Source organism: Streptomyces sp. Tu 2975 (assembly GCF_009832925.1).
Lineage (GTDB): Bacteria > Actinomycetota > Actinomycetes > Streptomycetales > Streptomycetaceae > Streptomyces.
In genome coordinates, this window is sequence record NZ_CP047140.1 from 5,473,037 (window position 1) to 5,489,796 (window position 16,760).

At 71.6% G+C, this 16,760-nt stretch carries 14 protein-coding genes and 2 pseudogenes; 5 read left to right on the top strand and 11 right to left on the bottom strand.

The features are described 5' to 3' along the window. Position 1: 1 nt before the first annotated feature. The 3 genes and pseudogenes from GLX30_RS24195 to GLX30_RS24210 all read right to left on the bottom strand — a co-directional run bounded on the left by GLX30_RS24195 (position 2) and on the right by GLX30_RS24210 (position 3,317). Positions 2-1,425: pseudogene (locus tag GLX30_RS24195) on the bottom strand (GAF domain-containing protein). A gap of 181 nt (positions 1,426-1,606) precedes the next feature. After that, complete coding sequence (locus tag GLX30_RS24205; protein WP_159692281.1) at positions 1,607-2,650, bottom strand: rod shape-determining protein; 1,044 nt, start codon at positions 2,648-2,650, stop codon at positions 1,607-1,609. 106 nt (positions 2,651-2,756) lie between these two features. After that, complete coding sequence (locus GLX30_RS24210) at positions 2,757-3,317, bottom strand: hypothetical protein (protein ID WP_159692283.1); 561 nt, start codon at positions 3,315-3,317, stop codon at positions 2,757-2,759. Between the two features lie 131 nt (positions 3,318-3,448). Here GLX30_RS24210 and GLX30_RS24215 point away from each other — a divergent pair, with 131 nt between their 5' ends. Then, positions 3,449-4,192: a hypothetical protein gene (locus GLX30_RS24215; RefSeq protein ID WP_159692285.1), complete on the top strand. Its 744-nt coding sequence runs from the start codon at positions 3,449-3,451 to the stop codon at positions 4,190-4,192. 152 nt (positions 4,193-4,344) lie between these two features. Here GLX30_RS24215 and GLX30_RS24220 read toward each other — a convergent pair whose 3' ends face one another. Then, positions 4,345-4,800: a MarR family transcriptional regulator gene (locus GLX30_RS24220; RefSeq protein WP_159692287.1), complete on the bottom strand. Its 456-nt coding sequence runs from the start codon at positions 4,798-4,800 to the stop codon at positions 4,345-4,347. A gap of 90 nt (positions 4,801-4,890) precedes the next feature. Here GLX30_RS24220 and GLX30_RS24225 point away from each other — a divergent pair, with 90 nt between their 5' ends. Both GLX30_RS24225 and GLX30_RS24230 read left to right on the top strand, forming a co-directional pair. Continuing rightward, positions 4,891-5,910, top strand: a complete 1,020-nt coding sequence (locus GLX30_RS24225) for an NADP-dependent oxidoreductase (RefSeq protein WP_159692289.1) — start codon at positions 4,891-4,893, stop codon at positions 5,908-5,910. A gap of 75 nt (positions 5,911-5,985) precedes the next feature. Then, positions 5,986-6,408 (top strand): organic hydroperoxide resistance protein, encoded by a 423-nt coding sequence (locus GLX30_RS24230; protein WP_159692291.1) that lies wholly within the window; start codon positions 5,986-5,988, stop codon positions 6,406-6,408. Between the two features lie 70 nt (positions 6,409-6,478). Here GLX30_RS24230 and GLX30_RS24235 read toward each other — a convergent pair whose 3' ends face one another. Beyond that, entirely contained in the window at positions 6,479-9,028 is a 2,550-nt protein-coding gene (locus GLX30_RS24235) for a M14 family zinc carboxypeptidase (RefSeq protein ID WP_159692293.1), read from the bottom strand. A gap of 105 nt (positions 9,029-9,133) precedes the next feature. Here GLX30_RS24235 and GLX30_RS24240 point away from each other — a divergent pair, with 105 nt between their 5' ends. After that, the gene (locus GLX30_RS24240; RefSeq protein WP_159692295.1) at positions 9,134-9,928 is read left to right on the top strand and encodes an EI24 domain-containing protein; all 795 of its coding nucleotides are present in this window, start codon (positions 9,134-9,136) and stop codon (positions 9,926-9,928) included. Between the two features lie 13 nt (positions 9,929-9,941). Here the strand turns inward: GLX30_RS24240 and GLX30_RS24245 are convergent, their stop codons facing one another. The 3 genes from GLX30_RS24245 to GLX30_RS24255 form a co-directional block, all read right to left on the bottom strand. Beyond that, the gene (locus tag GLX30_RS24245; RefSeq protein WP_159692297.1) at positions 9,942-10,697 is read right to left on the bottom strand and encodes a carbon-nitrogen hydrolase family protein; all 756 of its coding nucleotides are present in this window, start codon (positions 10,695-10,697) and stop codon (positions 9,942-9,944) included. 7 nt (positions 10,698-10,704) lie between these two features. Further along, positions 10,705-11,958: a pyroglutamyl peptidase gene (locus tag GLX30_RS24250; protein WP_159692299.1), complete on the bottom strand. Its 1,254-nt coding sequence runs from the start codon at positions 11,956-11,958 to the stop codon at positions 10,705-10,707. A gap of 61 nt (positions 11,959-12,019) precedes the next feature. Beyond that, complete coding sequence (locus tag GLX30_RS24255) at positions 12,020-12,952, bottom strand: SGNH/GDSL hydrolase family protein (RefSeq protein WP_159695222.1); 933 nt, start codon at positions 12,950-12,952, stop codon at positions 12,020-12,022. Between the two features lie 264 nt (positions 12,953-13,216). On the opposite strand from GLX30_RS24255, the gene GLX30_RS24260 reads away from it, so the two are divergent. Further along, on the top strand, positions 13,217-13,711 hold the full coding sequence (locus GLX30_RS24260; RefSeq protein ID WP_159692301.1) for a DUF3145 domain-containing protein: 495 nt from the start codon (positions 13,217-13,219) through the stop codon (positions 13,709-13,711). 362 nt (positions 13,712-14,073) lie between these two features. On the opposite strand, the pseudogene fabF reads toward GLX30_RS24260, so the two are convergent. The 3 genes and pseudogenes from fabF to GLX30_RS24275 all read right to left on the bottom strand — a co-directional run bounded on the left by fabF (position 14,074) and on the right by GLX30_RS24275 (position 16,760). Beyond that, a pseudogene (fabF, locus tag GLX30_RS24265) lies at positions 14,074-15,335 on the bottom strand (beta-ketoacyl-ACP synthase II). 79 nt (positions 15,336-15,414) lie between these two features. After that, a complete protein-coding gene (locus GLX30_RS24270; RefSeq protein ID WP_005318091.1) occupies positions 15,415-15,663 on the bottom strand; it encodes an acyl carrier protein in 249 nt (82 codons plus the stop codon). Positions 15,664-15,728: 65 nt separating this feature from the next. Then, on the bottom strand, positions 15,729-16,760 hold the full coding sequence (locus tag GLX30_RS24275; RefSeq protein WP_159692303.1) for a ketoacyl-ACP synthase III: 1,032 nt from the start codon (positions 16,758-16,760) through the stop codon (positions 15,729-15,731).

Below are 16,760 nucleotides of genomic sequence, written 5' to 3' on the forward strand. Positions count from 1 at the left end.
GCTACAGGGGGTGGTGCCAGGTCAGCGTCGTACCCCTGGCGCCCTCGTCGTCCAGGCCGTCGTCCGTCACCGTCAGCCGTACCCCCTGCCGCCCGTCCGGCAGCCGCACCGTCGCGTCGACGTGCACGTCGACCGACGAGACGTCGCTCCTGCGGTGCGCGGCGGCCAGAGCGCCGCGCAGGGCCGCCAGCAGCTCACGGTCCACCGGCTCCTGCACCAGGGTGTCGACGGCGCCGCTGAAGTGCACCGACGGCAGCACGTCGAGCGGCACGGCCGCCCCGTGGGTCTCGCGCAGCACCTGACCCCTGAAGGCCGTCGGCGCGTCGGCGGGCGGCTGCTGGAGGGCGAAGATCGTGGTCCGCACCTCCTGGACGGTCGAGTCGAGCTCGTCGACGGCCTGCCCCAGCAATCGGTCCGTCGCCCCGGCCTCGGCCCGCCGGCGTGTCGACTCGAGCATCATCTCGGTGGCGAACAGCCGCTGGACGACGAGGTCGTACAGATCCCGGGCGATCCGGTCCCGGTCCTCGTACACGGCGAGCCGTTCGCGGTTGTGCCGGGTGTCCGCGAGCACCAGGGCGAGGGCGGCCTGCGAGGCGAACTGGGTGGCCAGCAGCCGTTCCGGACCGGTGTACGGGCGACCGCCCCGCCGCCGCGGCAGCGCCAGGGTGCCGATCAGTCGCCCGCCGCTCTGCAGAGGCAGCATCATGCTCGGCCCGAAACGGCTGCGGACAGGGGTGGTCATCCGGGGATCGGTGGCCGAATCGTCGATGAACACCGGCTCTCCGGCCAGGAGTAGGTCGAGCACCGGCGAACCGGGCCGGATGGTCGTGCCGACGATGTCCCGGGGATCGTCCAGGGTGGAGGCCGTGACGATCTCCATGCCGCCCTCCTCGGTGGGCCGGAGCACCACGCCGGCCTCGGCGTCCGCGAGGTCGCGTGCCCGCTCGGCCACGGTCATCAGCGCGTCGTCGGCGCTCTCACCCGTGAGCAGCGCGTGGGTGACGGCCGCGGCGCCCTCGATCCAGCGCTCGCGCTGCCGGCTCGTTTCGTGCAGCCGAGCGTTTCCGATGGCGATCCCGGCCTGCGACGCGAGTACCTGCAACAGCGCCAGGTCCTCCTCGGTGAACGCGTCGCCCTCCCGCGGAATCAGGCGCAGGTCGCCGAACATCTCGGTGTCCACCCTGATCGGGATGCGCAGCGGCGCGGGGTCTGCCGAGGGCGCGTCCACGGGCGGGGGAGGGCCGCCTGCCGGCCGGGGCTGCTGCCCCGCACCGCCCGCCGTGGCCGTGAACCCTTCGGCGACGCCGCCCCCTCGGGGTCGGCCACGTCCAGGGACGCGCCGTGCGCACCGGTCAGCACGGCGGCCGTGTCCACGATCTGCTGGAGGGTGGTGCGCAGATCGAGGTCGGTGCCGATGCCGGTCAACGCCTCGAGGAGCGCCGCGAGCCGCGGCGCCCCGGCAGGCCGCTGCCCCGGGCGGCCGGTGCCGCCCGGGGTGTCCGGTCCTCTCGCGTGGGGTCCGCCCGGGGCGTTCGGGTCGCCTGCGCCCGGTCCGGACCAGGGGTCCTCAGGGCCGGTGGTCACCGTCCCGTCTCCAGCGCCGGTCTCAGTCGGCCGTGGCGAGCGAATCGAGGTCCAAGGGCTGGATCCGGCCCTCGAGCATCGCGCCGAGCCCCAGCACCGTGCAGGTGTCGGGCCGTTCCGCGATGGTGACCGTCATCCCGGTGGCGTTGTGCAGCATCTGGTCCAGGCCCGGCAGCAGGGCGCTGCCGCCGACCATCATGATTCCGCGGTCGACGAGGTCGGCGACGAGATCCGGCGGGCAGTCCCGCAGCACCTTGCCGATGCCGTCGAGCACCGAGGTGAGCGGGGTGTGGATCGCCTCCCGCACGGCCGCCGTGTCGACGCGGACCGAACGGGCGAGGCCCGTGGCCACGTCCCGGCCGTGGATCTCCGTCACCTCCGGGCCCTGCAGCGTGAGGCCGTTGCCGTGCAGAGCGACCTGGAGCGGCCGTACCGACTGGCTGGGCAGCATCAGCTCGTGCCGGTGGCGCAAGTGCTGGATCACGGCGTGGTCGATCGCGTTACCACCGATGGGAATGCGGGTGGCGGTGACGATCGAGCCGAGGGACAGGACGGCGATCTGCGTCGTAGCGGCGCCGCACACCATGATCATGGTCGCGCTCGGCTGCTCCACCGGGAGGCCGCAGCCGACGGCCGCCGCGATCAGGGTGTCCACCAGCTCGACCCGGCGGGCACCGAGGCCGACCAGGGTCTCGACGGTGGCGCGCTGGGCGAGCGGGTCACTGTCGTGCGGGGTGCTGGCCGCCGCGCGGAGCCGGGGCTTGCGGCGCAGCTGCCGGCGGAGCTTCTCCCCGAGCAGATGACGCAACATCCGCTGGGCCATGTCGATGTCGACGACGGTGCCGCCGGAGACGGGGCGCGCGACACGGATGTAGCCCGGTGTGCGACCGGTCATCCTCTCGGCCAGCTCGCCGACCGCGATCAGCGCGCCCGTACGGGTGTTCACGGCGGCGACGCTCGGTTCGTCGACGACAAGGCCGACGCCCCTGACGAAGACGCGGGTTCTGGCGGCGCCCAGATCGACTGCCACATGGCAACGGCGCAACTGCTCAAGGCTGACGGTCACGGCGGGTCCTCCCGAGTGCGGTACGTGTTCGCATCGTGCGATCGCCGCGGGCGGGGCGCGCGCTGGGCTGCGCCGGTCGGGGGTACGTACCTGACGGGCCGACAGATCAGTCCACGAGACGTTGCAGCAGGCCCCAGGTGAATTCGGCGACGCGCATCTCGCCACCGGGCAGGGTGAACGAGAGCCGCCATCTGGTCGGCGCGGAGCCCTCCATGGGGAGGGCCGGCGGGAAGGCCCTCGCCACCTCGTCGACGGTGCACGACCAGGGCACCAGGTCGTCCGCGGTGCGCAGTTCGGGGCCGGCCGCTCCCGGTGCCCGCACCAGCCACTCGTTCCACACCGCGCCGTTGCCGGCGACCAGTACCTCGAAGCGCAGGTCCGGCCAGAGCGGCACGGGCCACAGCAGGGCGTCGCACTCCAGGTCGCCGATCCGCCGCCGGACGACCTGTTCGGGCTCGCCGAGCACCGAGCGGTAGCGCGACAGCGCGCCGCGCGAACCCCGCGCGTGCAGCATCGCCTGCCAGCGCCGATTGGCCTCGCGCTGCTGCGCGAGCGACGCGCCCAGGGCGTGCCGCGCGTCCTCCGCGAGGCCCGGCTGGAAGTCGGCCATCCGGCGCAGCAGCACCAGTTGGAAGTCGAGCGGTCCGAAGCGGGCGTCAGGGGTCATGCCCGACATCCTGCCCGGTCGGCGGCGTCAACCGCGGCGAGTCGCCTCGCCGCGGAACTTGGCTTTCCACACAGGATCTGCACAGGCTGACCCACCGCAGGTGCCCGGTCGCCGAATAATCTGCGGGCGCCATGGATTACTGCCACCCGTGCGGACGGCATCTCAACGGCGCCCTGGCCTGTGCCGGGTGCGGCACACCCGTCGAGGAGCTCCGCCACCACAGCCCCCGTGCTCCCGAGCCCGACCACGTCTACGAACTGGACGTGGTGACCGAGCCCGCGGACAGCACAGGGCCGCGCCGTTCGCGCCGCCAGGCCCCGTCGCGGCGCAAGCCCGCGGGCCGCCGTGCCCGGAAGCGGCGCGGTCGCAAGGTGATGCTCGGGACGCTCGGCCTCGTGCTGGCGGCCGGGGCGCTGAGCCTGGCGGAGCTGGCCATGGAGGACTCCGGCGACGGCGGCGCGGCGACGGCGGTCAAGGAGGATCCGGTCGTCGAGTCGGAGATTCCGGATCCGACGGCCTCCGACGAGTCGCCGGACGCCCCCGGCGATGTGAAGGAGCCGGCCGTCACGAAGTCGTCCTCGCCGCGACCGGGGAAGTCCCGGGCGGGCGGTGGCGGCGACGGTGACGGCGATGACGGCTCGGGCCGTACGGCCTCGGACGCCGGGAGCGGCGAGCCGTCGGAGGCCGGGCCGAGCGGCGACGGCTCCCCTTCGGCGTCGTCCTCCGGTGATCCCGGGAGCACCGAGGAGCCGGGGAGCACGGACGGGACCTCTGTGGACCCGGACGATCCCGAGGAGCCGGGCCGGCAGGACCCGCCGCCTCCGGAGCCCACGCCGAGCGAGACGTGCAGCCGCTTTCTGTTCTGGTGCGTCTAGGGGCTTTCGTCCGGCTCAGGCCGGACCCCGCGAGCCGGGCATGATCCGGACGGGAGGCCCTGGGGCCAGGGTGTCCAGGCCTGGGGCGTCCAGGGCCCACCGCCCCTGCGTCGGTGCCCAGGGGTCCGCCGGGTGCCGGCCGTCCGGGAGTCTCAGGAGCCGGCGGCGGGCGGCTCCGGCACGTCCTCGCCGAGCATGCGTCTGAGCAGGTCCCGCAGCACCGAACGCTCGACCGCCGTCAGCTGCGCCAGCGGCTCACGCGCGAAGTCCAGCGAGTCCCGCAGCCGGCGTGCCGTACTGCGGCCCTCCTGTGTGGCCGCGGCGATCTTCACCCTGCGGTCGGCCGGGTCCGGGCGCCGTTCGACCAGGCCGCGCGCCTCGAGCCGGTCCACGATCCCCGTCACGTTCGACGGTTCGCACCTCAGCTTCTGAGCGATGCGGCGCATGGGAGTGGGCTCCATGGAAAGCAGCCCCAGCACACGGGCCTGTGCCCCCGTGAGGGAGTGCTCGGCCGCGGCCTGCTCGTACTCCTCGTGGTAACGCGCCACGACGGTGCCGATGAGCTCGACGACCTCGAGGGTCAGGGGATCTGTTCGCTGGGCGGCCATGCACATCAGGATAGCCCGATACTTGACAACCTGAAATATTCAGGCGCATGGTTGTTTCAGGTAATGAAGCTTTTCTAGGAGGAACGCAGCATGTCCGCACTTCCCGCGTCCGGCCGTGAATGGCACCTTGTCGCCCGCCCGCACGGCTGGCCCAAGGCCGAGGACTTCGCGCTGCGCGACGCACCCGTCACCGAACCGGGGGAAGGCCGCATCCTCGTGCGGAACCTCCACTTCTCCGTCGACCCCTACATGCGCGGCCGGATGAACGACGTGAAGTCGTACGTCCCGCCCTTCCAGCTCGACCGGCCCATGGAAGGCGGCGCGGTCGGTGAGGTCGTCGCTTCGAACGCGGAGGGCTTCGCGGTCGGCGACCACGTGCTGCACGGCCTCGGCTGGCGGGAGTACGCAGAGGTGCCCGCCAAGCACGCCACCAAGGTCGACGCCTCGCTCGCACCGCTCTCCGCCTATCTCGGCGTGCTCGGCATGACCGGCCTGACCGCCTACGCGGGCCTGTTCGATGTCGCGTCCTTCAAGGAGGGCGACGCGGTGTTCGTCTCCGGCGCCGCGGGTGCCGTCGGCGGCCAGGTCGGCCAGATGGCCCGGATCAAGGGCGCCTCGCGCGTCATCGGCTCGGCCGGCTCGGACGAGAAGGTCAAGCTCCTCGTCGAGGAGTACGGCTTCGACGCGGCCTTCAACTACAAGAACGGCCCCGTGGCCGCGCAGCTGAAGGAGGCCGCTCCCGACGGCATCGACGTCTACTTCGACAACGTCGGCGGCGAGCACCTCGAGGCGGCGATCTCGTCGTTCAACGTCGGCGGCCGAGCGACCATCTGCGGAATGATCGCCCAGTACAACGACACCGAGCCGACCCCCGGCCCGCGCAACCTCGCGCTCGTGATCGGCAAGCGGCTGCGCCTCCAGGGCATGCTGGTGAACGACCACACCGCGCTCCAGCCGCAGTTCGTCCAGGACGTGGCGGGCTGGATCGCCTCCGGTGAGCTCAAGTACAACGAGACGGTCGTCGAGGGCATCGAGAACGGCTACGAGGCCTTCGTCGGACTGCTCCGCGGTGAGAACACCGGCAAGATGATCGTTTCTCTCGCCGGCTGACTCACCCGTTAGGCTCTTGCACAGCCGTCGCGATCGTGGGCGCGAGTCGCGGCGAACCAGCAGGAGGAAGACTTCATGTCCATCCAGCAGTCCGAGGTGCTCTACACCGCGGTGGCCACGGCGGAGAACGGCCGGGACGGCCGTGTCGCCACGCACGACGGCACGCTCGACGTCGTGGTCAACCCGCCCAAGGAGATGGGCGGCAGCGGAGCCGGCACCAACCCGGAGCAGCTCTTCGCCGCCGGGTACAGCGCCTGCTTCCAAGGGGCCCTCGGTGTCGTCGCCCGTCAGGAGAAGGCGGACATCTCCGGCTCGACGGTCACCGCCGAGGTCGGTATAGGGAAGAACGACGACGGCTTCGGCATCATCGTCAAGATTTCCGCGACCATCCCGAACGTGGACGCCGCCACCGCCAAGGACCTTCTCGAGAAGGCCCACCAGGTCTGCCCGTACTCCAAGGCGACCCGCGGCAACATCACGGTCGACCTCGCGGTCTGACCGGCGGCGCGGAGCGCGACGCAGGGCCGCACCCCGTCCGGGGTGCGGCCCTGCGGCCTGTGAGGGGGGATCAGCGGGTCAGCAGCGCCCGGCCGATCTGCGCGAAGACACCCTTCGGGTGCGCCCGGAACATCGGCTCCGTGCCGAACAGCGCCACCGGCGCGCCGGCCGACGACGTCCCGGAGACCACAGCCGCTCGGCCCGCGGCGTCGCCCGGCCCGCCCGTGCCGTTCTCCGTGGCACGCCAGTGGCCGGACACCAGCGGGTTGCCCGTGGCGTACGACTGGTCGACCCGAACCCCGGCACCCGCCCCTGTGAACCACATCGGCGAATAGACGAAGGTGTGCGCCGGGGCGCCGCCCGTGATGGGGCCGCCCGCGTTCCGTACCCGCACCACACCGTTGGCGTCGCCGTTGCCCGCCACCGCCGTGACGTCGAGGAGCGACGCCGCCTCGTTGAACGCCGCGCCCTGCTCACCGAGCCCGACCACACCGACGCCGCTCGCCTCGAACGCGGCGCGGGCGGCTGGGGTCAGCTTCGCGTGGTCCAGCCCGGACGACACGTACAGCACATCGGCCGTCGACCAGTCGAAGCCCGCGTTCAGCACCGCCGTCGAGACCGGCACCGCGTCGAAGCCCATCTCACGCAGCGCGAACAGCCCGCCCGCCGTCGTGGCCGCGGCGACCCTGGTCCGCTGCAGCGCTGTCGTGCCCTTCTCCCGCGTGGCGTGGAACGCCACGCCCAGCCGGTCCGCGAGCACCGCCGCCCGGCCACGCGCCGAGCCAGGCACGATCGCCGTGCCGTCGGTGGCGCGCCGGACCTGGACCCCCTGCTTCAGCAGGGAGTTGACAGCGGCCATTTCCTTGGGGTCGTCCAGGCGCAGCCGCAGGTCGCCGCGCGGGGCGACGTATCCGGTGGGTGCCGCGGCGTGGACCGTACGGGTGCGGACCCGCAGCTCGCCGGAGGGGGCGGCGTCCACGTCCGCGCCCCACAGCAGGCCGAGGCTCCAGCCCGAGATGTCGTACATGGCTCCGACGTCCGCGCTGATGTCGCGGCCGTCGGCCAGGATCACATTGGCGATACCGCGCTTGGGCTGGCGCATGTCGACGATGTACGACCCGGCGGTGTACGTACGGCCCGCCAGCCGGAAGCCGGTGAGTGCCCGCTGCACCCGGACGTCGTTGGCGACGAGATGGTCGACCAGCCGGGCCGCCGCCGTCGCCGACCGCTGCGAACGCCCGGTGGGAACGACGTACGCCCGCGGGAACTTCGCGGTGTAGACGTCCTCGGGGCCGATGCCCGGCACACCCGGGACGGTCTCCTCGGAGACGGGCCGCTGCGGCTCGCCCGCCGCGCCCCTGCGGAACGTCTCGATCTGGTCGGCCAGCACCGAGGCGCGGTGCGTGTGGGTGTAGTCGAGCGTCGCGCGCATCGCCGCGCCCGCGATGTCGGTGTTGATCGCGGCCCTGCGGCGCAGCTCCTCGACCGGCAGCGTGTTGTACGCGCTGTTGTTGACGGCCATCGGGAACTCGATGGTGTGCGAGGCGACAGCCCCCTGGAAGGGCATGTACTGCGGGGTGAAGATGGGCGGCCAGTCGTCCCAGCCCTCCTGCTGGTCCCGGAACGGGATCACGGCGGGACGCACACCGTCCTTCTCCGCCGTGTAGCCGAGGCCGTTAACGGCCTTCTCCATCCCGAGCGCGTTCGCGTAGGAGTTCTTCAGGAACAGGTCGTACTCGTAGTTCTCGCCGTGCGGCGGGGTGGTCGGCTCGATCAGTGTGCCGTTGACGTATCCGTGCAGGTCGAGCATCACGGCAGGCTGCTTGTCGATCGCGATCTGCCGGATCGCCCGTGTCTCGGGCTGCGTGGCGGTGATGAAGTCGCGGTTGAGGTCGAAGCCGCCGGCGTTGGCGCGGGTCCCGGCGATCCTGCCGTCCGGGTTGGCGGTGACGTTCAGGTAGACGCGGTTCTTCGCGAGCAAATCGGCGGTCTTCGCGTCCTTGGCCTTCGCCAGCTCCTCGATGAGCTTCAGGGCGGCGTCCGTGCCCTCCCACTCGTTGCCGTGGATGTTGTTGTTGATGAACACCGGCGTCTTGTAGTGCGCCTTCACGTGCCTGTCCTTGGCCGCAGCCGCGGGCGCGTTCTCGATGCGTTCCCGCATCCGCTCCTGGTCGCGCGCCTGGGCGGCGCTCTCCGGTGCGGTGACGGTGACGAGGTACAGCTCGTGACCGCCGGCCGAGCGGCCGGCGACCTCGACGCTGACCCGGTCACCGAGTGCCTGAAGGGCGTTGAGCCGCGGGGCGAGCGAGTGATATGGCGCGAGACCCAGTTTTATCGACTTGTCGGCCGGGTTCTCCGGCGGGGCCTCGAGTTCGGTCCTTCGCGGATATCCGCCCTTCCCGGTGAGGTCGCGGGTCTCGTCGGTGAGCGCGCCGGCGGTCGCGGAGAGCGGCGCCCTGGCCGCCGCCGCGGGCGTGTCGCGGCCTGCTTCTCTCACAGGGTGCGGCTGGGGCCGGTCCTCCGCGGGGGCGGCCACGGCGCCCGGCAGCGGCGCGAGCAGAGCGCCGGCGAGTGCCGCGGCGAGGGTGGCGGTGATCAGTACGGGGCGGGGTGAGCCCATGCGGTTCGAGCCTCCGTGTGTCGGAAGGAATCGTCACAAGATCAGTACGCACGGTCTACCGGTTCGGCTGCCGAACAACAAGAGGCCCCCCGATAAGGTGTGCGTATGCGTGATCTCGGGGCGGGTTTCGGGTACTTGATGAAGGGCCAGCGCTGGGTCGCCGGTCACGGCCGGTGGTTCGGTTTCGGCCTGCTGCCCGGACTCGTAACCCTGGTGCTCTATTCGGCGGCACTCGTCGGACTCGTCTTCGGCGCGGACGACGCGACGGCCTGGGCGACCCCTTTCGCCGACGACTGGTCCTCACCCTGGCTCGACATCTTCCGCGGCACGCTCACCGCACTGCTGTTCGCCTTCGGGCTGTTCGTGGCCGTCATCACCTTCACGGCCGTGACGCTCCTGGTCGGTCAGCCCTTCTACGAGAACCTCTCCGAGCAGGTCGACCGCTCCGAGGGCGGCGACGTGCCCCACTCCGGGCTGCCGCTCTGGCGCGAACTGTGGATCTCCGCCAGGGACTCGCTGCGGGTCGTCCTGCGCGTGGTCTGCTACGGCGTACTGCTCTTCGCCTGCGGTTTCATTCCGGTCGTCGGGCAGACGGTGGTCCCGGTGATCGGCTTCTGCGTCTCCGGCTTCTTCCTCGCGGAGGAGCTGACGGCGGTGGCCCTTCAGCGGCGCGGCATCGAACTGAAGGACCGCCTCGCCCTTCTGAGGGGCCGCCGGATGCGCACGCTGGGGTTCGGTGTGCCGCTGACCCTGGCGTTCCTGGTCCCGTTCGTCGCGGTCTTCCTGATGCCGGGCGCGGTGGCGGGCGCGACGCTGATGGCCCGGGACCTGGTGCCGGACCCGGCCGCCGGCCCGGAGCCGGCGCAGCAGGGCCCGTACACCTTCCGCAAGGCGGACTGACGCTCCCGGCGCTCTAGGCGGACGCGGCCCGGTCCGGCCCGGCGGCGACCCGGCCGGCCGGGATCAGCGCCACCGCGAGGGCGGGGGCGTTTGTGCCCGCCGTGGCGAGCAGCGCGCCGTCCGGACCCCAGACGGCGCTGCCGCCCAGGCAGTCACCGACGCCGGACGGCCCCACCGCGTTGGCGAGCAGCACCGGCATGGCGTTGTCCCTGGCCCGGACCGGATAGACCCGCTCGAACGAGTCGTTGTGCTCGTCGAGCACCGAACTGGCCACATACACCTGACAGCCGTCGGCCTTCGCCCGCTCCGCCACGTCGGGGAAGCGGTTGTCGTAGCAGACCGCCACCGCGAACCGGACGCCGTCGAGGGTGAAACGGCCGTCCCGGGTACCGGCGGTGAAGACGTCGTTCTCCTCGCCGTACAGATGCGTCTTGTCGTAGCGGGCGAGCAACTCGCCGTCCGGGCCGATCACCAGGACCGTGATCGTGGGGCGGGGCCCGGAGGTGCGGGCAGCGCAGCCGACGAGCGCCGCGGTCGACGTCGTACGGCATGCCTCCCGCAGCGGTTCGAGCCGGGCGTCGTCCTCGGACAGCCACAGCTCAGGACGTCCCGCGATCATGTCCAGGTCGTAGCCGGTGACCGCCAGCTCGCAGAAGGCGACCAGGGCGGCTCCCTGCCCGCCCGCCGCCCGCACCAACCCTTGCATGCTGTCGATGTTCGCCCCGATGTCGCCCGGTACCGAGGTGAACTGCCCCGCCGCGATCTTCATGTGCCCGTCATCCTGTCCCGTTGTTGTCAGCAGCGACCCGGATGATCTCGCGGACCTGGGCGATGATGTCCAGCCGGTTGCGGACGAACTCCGGGTCGGTGATCTGCGTCGTGTTGTCCGCCGCGAACTGGAGCACCGGGGTGTGCACATGGCCGCCGGGGACATCCAGGCCGAGCCGGTCGCGCAGCAGGGTGGCGCGGTAGGCGATCTCGTTGGACAGATAGTCGCCGCCGCCTCCGGCCCGTGCGGTCGAACCCGGTGTCGGGCCGTCGGGCCGGGTCACCGGGGCGCTCTGACCGGCCGGTATCTCGGTCACGGAGGTGTTGTCGTACACCGGGAAACGGCCCGTGTCCGCGGCGGTGATCGCCCTGTACGGGAGCGACGTCAGCGTCCACTGGGGCTGCGACGCGGCATCGGACACCGGCACGGTCTCCCGGCGGGAGACGTTGTCGTTGTCGGGGAAGCCGCCCCGCCAGGCCCCGTTGAAACGCTCGATGTCGATACGGCCCACCCGGCCCTGGCTGACCGTCGTGAACAGGTCCGCCTCCGGGAGCCGGGCCTCGAGGGTCCGTTCGACCGTACCGTCGGTGAAGTCCTGCCAGCGCACCGGGAAGACGGCCGTCTCGATCCTCGCCGGCCCGTCCGCCGTGCGGATCCAGGTGCCGTCGAGGGCGAGCGCGGTCGCGCCGGACGGGTTGCTGATACGGATGTCCCGGTCGAGCGTGAACGGGTCGAAGCCCGTCATCACGATCCGCTTGACGCCCTTGCCGGGCGGGAAATCCATCGAGTCCTGGCCGCGCGAGGACCCTTCCAGGCCCTCCAGCAGCCGCGCCCGCTGCCCGGCGGTCATGTCGAACGCGGGCTGCCACTGCCGCAGGCCGGCCGTCATCCCGAGCCGCGCCCAGTACAGCGGGCGGTCGTCGTCCCGGCTCAGGTCGCCCCGTGCCGCGCCCCGGCCCTGCGCCCGGTCCACGGCCCGCTTCCACAGCGCCGACCCGTGGCGTACGACGGCACGCTCGGCCTGCCGGTACGACGTCGCGCCTTCGAGCGCCCGGACGAAGTCCGGTGCCGCGGCGTCGAATCCGCTGCGCCGCAGGATCTCCTGCGGTACGGCCCGTCCGAGCCGCTGCTCCTCGACCGTGAGCGGAAGGACGGCGGGGGATGGGGCGGCGGAGGCGAGCGGGGACGCCGTGAGCGTGAGCGCGGCGGAGGCGAGCAGGGCGACACCAAGTACGTCCAGGCGGGCGCGTATCCGGGGCACGGGAATCCTTTCGTCCGGGTGGCGGAAGTATCGCCGTCCGGCGGCGGTGGGGGAAGGCGGCCTACGACCCGGAGCGCGGCGGCTGCGCGGCCGTGATGTTGCGGTAGGCGATCTCCGCCAGCCGCTGCTGGCCGTCCCTGCTGGGATGGAACCAGTCCCAGCGGCTCAACTGCTCACCTGTGAAGCGGTAGTCGAAGACCGCACCGCCGTCGTACCGGCAGCGGTCGTCCTCGGCGCACACGTCCTCGAGCACGCGGTTGTACGCGACGACCCGCTGCTGGACGGTGTCCCGGCGCTGCTGCGCCTGGACGCTCAGGTCCTGCGCGTCGCCGAGCATCGAGGCGCAGATACCCAGTTCCCATATCCGGCTGCCCAGCGCGTCGCCGCGTCCGGCCGACCACAGCCGCTTGAGGTCCGGCACGCTGGAGACGTAGACCTGGGCCTTGGGGGCCTGCTTGCGCAGCGCCGCCATGGCGGCCTCCAGGGATGCCCGGAAGTCCTCCACGGGGGTCATACGGTCCACGGTGTCCGCGCAGGCGTCGTTCGCCCCGACCATCACCGTGACCAGTTCCGGCCGGTGGGCCGCGGCCCGCGCCATCTGCTCCGGCAGGTCGGAGGCGTCGGCACCGGACCGGGCGAGGTTCCAGCTGCGCTCCGCCACGGCGGACGGTCCGAGCAGGCGCAGGGCGAGGCTGTTCACCGTGGCGTCCGTACCCGTCGCCCACGACACCTCGGGGCAGTCGGCGAGGATCATGCACGCGTCGAACCCGCGGGTGATGGAGTCGCCGACCGCTGCGAGCGAGCGCGGACTGCTGTCCCACACGAGGGTGGGGCTCGGGCTCGGGGAAGGACGCGCGGACGTCGCCGACGGATCACGGCCGGAAGGTCCTGACGACGAGTCACATGCCGCCAGCACGCCCGCCGCCAGCGTGGCGGTGGCGAGCGCGGCGGCCACGCCGGTGCGTGCGCGGAACCTCCGGCTCCGCTGTCGCAAGGTCACTTTCCCCTCCACAAACCCGGCATCCGACCTCCTGCCGAGTGAAAGCTTGGTGCGTACGGGTCCCAGGACCGACATTACGTCACCCCTCGGCGCGTCCCGCACGGTAACTTTTGCCACGTCGACCCAGAGGCCCACCTCGCCCATCGGCACCGGTAAATTACATCTCGTCACATGCCGTCCCTTTTGCGGAGACTTGTTCCCGATGCTGTTTACTGAGGCCGCTGGGAAGGCGATCCTCGTCCCACACTGGAGGTCCCGGTGACGACACGTGGCGTTCTGTACGTTCACTCCGCACCGCGCGCGCTGTGCCCGCACGTCGAATGGGCGGTCGGGGGCGTGCTCGGCGTACGGGTCCAGCTGGACTGGATCCGCCAGCCCGCATCGCCCGGCACCTGGAGAGCCGAATTCTCCTGGCAGGGGGAAGTGGGCACCGCCTCCAAGCTGGCGTCCGCGCTGCGCGGTTGGCACCTGCTGCGCTTCGAGGTGACGGCGGAGCCGTGCGCGACCGCCGAGGGCGAGCGCTACAGCGCCACGCCGGACCTCGGGATCTTCCACGCGGTGACCGGCATGCACGGCGACATCCTCGTGCCCGAGGACCGCCTGCGGGCGGCGCTGGCGCGGTCCGCGCAGGGCGAGACGGACCTCGAGGCGGAGATCGCGAAGCTTCTCGGGAAGCCGTGGGACGACGAGCTGGAGCCGTTCCGGTACGCGGGAGAGGGAGCGCCGGTGCGGTGGCTCCACCAGGTGGTGTGAGGCGGTAGCCCCTGCGGGGCCGTTTCCCCACCCCGCCCCTTCCCGACCGGGCTCCGCCCGGACCCACCACCGCGCTCCGCGCGGTTCTTCCGGGTGCTCCGCCCCCGCACCTCCGCGCCTCGATCGCCCGGCGGGGCTCGAGTTGCCCCGCGCCTTGGCCGCCGGCGGAGCTGGAAATGCCCTCCGCGCCTCAATCGCAGGCGAGCCCGGAGTGCTCCCGCGCCTCAATTGCAGGGAGTCCGGAGTGCTTCCGCGCCTCGATCGCCGGTGGGGCCGAAGTCGTCTCCGCCCAGGAGTGGGAAAGAGCAGAGGCCCGCGCCCCTCGAGGGGGCGCGGGCCTCGCCTGAGTGCGGTCAGGCAGGTCAGACCGTGCGGAACGCCAGGACCACGTTGTGGCCGCCGAAGCCGAACGAGTTGTTGATCGCCGCGATCGTGCCTTCCGGCAGCGCGCGGGGCTCACCGCGCACGATGTCCGCGTCGACCGACTCGTCGAGCTCGTCCACGTTGATCGTCGGCGGGGCCGTGCGGTGGTGGAGGGCGAGCACCGTCGCCACCGTCTCGATGCCGCCCGCGCCGCCGAGCAGATGACCCGTCATGGACTTGGTCGCGGAGACCGCGACGTGGTCCAGGTCGTCGCCCAGCACGCTGCGCAGCGCCTTGATCTCGGCGACGTCACCCTGCGGCGTCGACGTCGCGTGTGCGTTGAGGTGCACGACCTCGGACGGCTTGAGGTCGGTGGTCTCGAGCAGGTTCCGCAGTGCCGCCGCGATACCGCGGCCGGTCGGCTCCGGCTGCGCGATGTGGTGGCTGTCCGCGGACAGGCCCTGGCCCAGCACCTCGCAGTAGACCTTCGCGCCGCGCGCGGCGGCGTGCTCGGCCGACTCCAGGATGACGACGCCCGCGCCCTCGCCGAGGACGAAGCCGTCGCGGGCCGTGTCGTAGGGGCGCGAGGCCTTCGTCGGCTCGTCGTTGTTCTTGGACATCGCCATCATGTTGGCGAAGGCCGCGATCGGCAGCGGGTGGATCGCCGCCTCGGTGCCGCCGGCGACGACCACGTCGGCACGGCCGGTGCGGATCATCTCGACGGCGTAGCCGATCGCCTCGGCGCCCGACGCGCACGCGGAGACCGGGGTGTGCACGCCCGCCTGGGCGTTCACCTCGAGGCCGACGTTGGCGGAGGGGCCGTTGGGCATCAGCATGGGGACGGTGTGCGGGGAGACGCGGCGTACGCCCTTCTCCTTGAGCACGTCGTACTGGTCGAGCAGGGTCGTCACGCCGCCGATGCCGGAGGCGATGACGGTGCCGAGACGGGTCGGGGCGATCGCCTCGTCCTCGCCGGCGGGGCGGTGTAGCCGGCGTCGGCCCACGCCTCACGGGCCGCGATCAGCGCGAACTGCGCGGAGCGGTCCAGCCGTCGGGCCAGCGGGCGCGGCAGTACCTCGCCCGGGTCGACCGCGGCGGTCGCCGCGATCTTCACCGGCAGGTCGGCGAAGCGCTCTCCCTCGAGCAGCTTCACACCGGAACGCCCGGCGATGAGACCTTCCCAGGTCGATGCGCTGTCGCCACCCAACGGTGTGGTTGCGCCGATACCGGTGACGACCACGGTGCGATTGGTCGAGTTCACAGGAATTCTTTCTCCACGTGTAGAGGGTGCTGAATTTTCACGGCGCCACCGGAGAGTGGCGACAAACGCGACGTGAGACTCAGGCCTGGTGCTTTGCGATGTAGTCCGCGGCGTCGCCGACGGTCTTCAGGTTCTTGACGTCCTCGTCGGGGATCTTGACGTCGAAGCGCTCTTCGGCGGCGACGACGACCTCGACCATGGACAGCGAGTCGACGTCGAGGTCGTCGGTGAAGGACTTGTCCAGCTGGACGTCCTCGGTCGGGATACCGGCGATCTCGTTGACGATCTCGGCGAGACCCTTGACGATCTCTTCCTGCGTGGCGGCCATGGTGGCGCTCCTTCGGTGTGTATCAGAGGGTGTGGCAGCAGCCGTCCGGAAGATCCGTACGGTGCCTAGGGGAGGGTAACGACCGTCGCGGCGTAGACGAGACCCGCCCCGAAGCCGATGACGAGCGCTGTGTCGCCGCTCTTCGCCTGTCCGGTCGCCAGGAGCCGCTCCATAGCGAGCGGGATCGAGGCGGCCGAGGTGTTGCCGGTGGTCTCCACGTCGCGGGCGACCGTGACGTGCTCCGGCAGCTTCAGGGTCTTCACCATCGAGTCGATGATCCGCATATTGGCCTGGTGCGGGATGAAGACGTCCAGGTCGGCCGCGCTGATGCCTGCGGCGTCGAGCGCCTGCTGCGCGACCTTCGCCATCTCGAAGACGGCCCAGCGGAACACCGCCTGGCCTTCCTGCGTGATGGCGGGGAACTTGATCTCGCCGCGCTCGTTGAGCGGCAGGCGGGAGACGTCGCCGAGGTGGAAGTCGTTCCACGGCACGGTCTGCTTGATCGTCTCGGACTTGTCGCCCTCGGAGCCCCAGACCGTGGGGCCGATGTGCGGCTCGTCGGACGGGCCGACGACGACCGCACCCGCGCCGTCACCGAACAGGAAGGCCGTCGCGCGGTCCTCCAGGTCGGTCAGGTCGCTGAGCCGCTCGACGCCGATGACGAGCACGTACTCCGCGGAGCCCTCGACGATCATGCCCTTGGCGAGGGTGAGGCCGTAGCCGAAGCCCGCGCAGCCGGCGGAGATGTCGAACGCGGCGGGCTTGCCCGCGCCGACCTTGTCGGCGATCTCGGTGGCCACGGCCGGGGTCTGCTTGAAGTGCGAGACGGTGGAGACGACGACGGCGCCGATCTGGTCGGCGGTGATCCCGGCGTCCGCGATCGCCTTGCCCGACGCCTCGACCGACATCGCGGTCACGGTCTCCTCGGGGGAGGCCCAGTGGCGGGTGGTGATACCGGAGCGGGAGCGGATCCACTCGTCGGAGGAGTCGATCTTCTCGAGGATCACCTCGTTGGGCACGACCCGGGTCGGACGGTAGCCGCCGACACCCAGGATGCGTGCGTACGGGGCGCCCTTGCTGGGCTTGATCTTCGACAT